Genomic DNA, 2,809 nt, shown 5'->3' with positions numbered 1-2,809 from the left:
GGGGGGGGGGCCCCTCCCCCCCACCCCCCGCGCCCCCCCCCCCGGCGCCGGTCCGCCGAGCGGCCCGTCGTGCAACCGCGTATCCAACCCGGGCGCGGCGGCGCCCGCCGCCTCGACCATGCGCGGATTGGCGGCCACCGCACCGGCGAGGTCGGTGGCGGCGGCGATCTGCCCGGCCGCAGGCAGCAGCACCTCGGCGGCGTGCGCGGCCACCTCGACGGCCGCGGGGGAGTCTCCGGTCAGCACGATGCGCCGCTCCCGCATGCGGGCGGCCAGCGCCTTTGCCGGGTTGTGGAATACCTCGTTGTGCGGCCCGTCGCGCAGTGCCTCGGCATCGAGGACGTCGGCGAGCGCGTTCAGATCCGGCACCAGCGGACCGATCCGGGACGGGTCGACGGCCCGCAGCACCGCGACCCCGACGGCCACGAATCGCAGTAGCCGATTGTGGTCGAGCACGCGCACCCGGGGCGGCAGCAGCGCGGCTCGCCCGGCGGTCGCGGCCCGCAGCGGGCCCTCGTCCGGGGTGGCCACGACCACCTCGGCGCCGCGCTTGACGGCGCGATCCACCGCGTCGATCAGGCGCGGATCGCCCGCGTCGTCCCCGGCGACGAGGACCGCGTCCAGCGGGCCCACCCACTGCGGGATGGCTCCCGTGTGGACGATGGGCAGTCCGGCGCGGTCGCCCAGCGCGGCCACCAGCAGCGCAGCGGCCCGCCCGGCGCGGCCGGTGCCGGATACCAGCACCAGGCTGCGCGGGCGCAGATCGTGCAGACGGGCGAGCGCGTCCTCCTCGACCGCCGCGGCGGTGGCGCGCACCTGGGCGCCGCCGGAGGCGGCCGAGCGCAGCGTCCCGCCGGAGTCGGCGGCCTCCAGCGAGGCGACGTCATCGAGGTCGAGTATCGGTGTCCCTGCGATCATCGGGCGTTGCCACCTCCCCTCAATCGGGTCACCTTGCCGGGTGTTCGCCCGGATGAAGCTGTCACTGCGAACGAATTCGCATCTTGTGATTCCACTATTCCAGTCAGTCGCGGACGATGCTCAGGATCTCGGTTACGAGTGCGTCTACTTCCTCCTGCGATCGAGCCTCGACGTTGAGGCGAAGCAGCGGTTCGGTATTGGAGGCGCGCAGGTTGAACCAGGCGTGGTCGGGCAGTTGCACGGTCACCCCGTCCATCCGGTCGACCGCCTTGGCCCGGCCCTCGAACGCCGCGACGACCGCCATCGTCCGCTCCTGTGCGTCGTCCACTGTGGAGTTGATCTCCCCGGACGCCGCATATGTTGCATACGCCGACGCCAGCTCCGACATCGGCCGGTCCTTCTCGCCGAGCGCGGCCAGCACGTGCAGGGCCGCGAGCATGCCGGAATCGGCACCCCAGAATTCGCGGAAGTAGTAGTGCGCGGAATGCTCGCCGCCGAAGATCGCGCCCGTGGCGGCCATCTGCTGCTTGATGAACGAGTGCCCGACCCGGGTGCGTACCGGCGTGCCGCCCAGCTCGGTCACCAGCTCCGGCACGGCGTGCGAGGTGATGAGGTTGTGGATGACGGTGGCGCCGGGCTCCTTGGCCAGCTCCCGCTCGGCCACCAGCGCGGTGATCGCGGAGGGGGACACCGGCTCGCCGCGCTCGTCGACGACGAAGCAGCGGTCGGCGTCGCCGTCGAAGGCCAGGCCGATGTCGGCGCCCGTCTCGCGGACGTGGCGCTGCAGATCCACCAGGTTCTTCGGATCCAGCGGATTGGCCTCGTGGTTGGGGAAGGTGCCGTCCAGTTCGAAGTACAGCGGCGCGATGGTCAGCTGCGATACCGGGCCGAGCACCGCCGGGACGGTGTAGCCGCCCATGCCGTTGCCGGCGTCGACGGCGATCTGCAGGGGGCGGATCGCGCTGAGATCGACCAGGTCGCGCAGGAATTCGGCGTATGCGTCGAGCAGGTTCTGCTCGGTCGCGGTGCCGCGCGGGCCGTCGTAGGAGGGCACGCCGCCGATCAGTTCCTCGGTGATGGTGGCCAGGCCCGTGTCCTGCCCGACCGGGAGCGCCTCGGCCCGGCACAGCTTGATGCCGTTGTAGCGTGCCGGATTGTGGCTGGCGGTGAACATGGCGCCCGGGCAGCTCAGGTGGCCGGAGGCGAAGTACAGCTCGTCGGTGGAGGCCAGGCCGATCTGGACGATGTCGAGGCCCTGCTCGAGGACGCCCTCGGCGAAGGCCCCCGTCAGCCCCGGCGACGACTCGCGCATATCGTGCCCGACGACGACGCGGGTGGCGCCCTCGCCGCGCATCAGCCGCGCGAAGGAGGCCCCCACGTCCCGCACGAAGTCCGCGTCGATCTGCTCGCCGACCACACCGCGAACGTCGTACGCTTTGACAACTGCTTTCACGGACTCGGCAGACCGGGCGACTGTCATGGCCCTCACCCTAGTCCGCAACCCCCACAGAACGTATTCGGTACACCTTGGGATGCCCCGAGAACCCCCCAACTTCGCCGTAGGCGAACACGGGTTGTCCACCACAGCTCCCCGGGGGGGCCGGCGCCCGGGGGGGGGGGGGGGGGGGGGGGGGGGGGGGGGGGGGAGGGGGGGGGGGGGGGGGGGGGGGGGGGGGGGGGGGGGGGGGGGGGGTGGGGTGGGGGGGGGGTGGGGGGGGGGGGGGGTTGTGGGGGGGGGGGGGGGGGGGGGGGGGGTGGGGGGGGGGGGGGGGGCCGGGGGGGGGGGGGGGGGGCGGCCCCGGGCCGGTAGTCGGAAAGCATTGGGCCGGAGTGGGATTCGTGCGTGGGCAGGCGACGGTGGCCTACCGAGCCCTCGCGCACCGCGAAGGCG

Annotated in this window: 2 protein-coding genes; both read right to left on the bottom strand. The window is 73.5% G+C overall.

Features of this window, described 5'->3' with window-relative positions; translation table 11 throughout:
• On the bottom strand, positions 1-918 hold a 918-nt coding region (locus tag QH290_RS36155), incomplete at its 3' end, for a tobH protein (protein ID WP_280387888.1).
• A gap of 103 nt (positions 919-1,021) precedes the next feature.
• Positions 1,022-2,398, bottom strand: a complete 1,377-nt coding sequence (locus QH290_RS36150) for a phosphomannomutase/phosphoglucomutase (RefSeq protein ID WP_280267829.1) — start codon at positions 2,396-2,398, stop codon at positions 1,022-1,024.
• Between the last annotated feature and the right edge of the window lie 411 nt (positions 2,399-2,809).

The sequence above is a fragment of the Nocardia wallacei genome (genome assembly GCF_029869545.1).
GTDB lineage: Bacteria > Actinomycetota > Actinomycetes > Mycobacteriales > Mycobacteriaceae > Nocardia > Nocardia wallacei_A.
This window is presented reverse-complemented; position numbering and strand designations above follow the sequence as displayed.

Coding starts and splice junctions, on each gene's coding strand:
- QH290_RS36150 (WP_280267829.1), bottom strand. CDS start 2,398: ATGACAGTCGCCCGGTCTGCCGAGTCCGTGAAAGCAGTTGTCAAAGCG.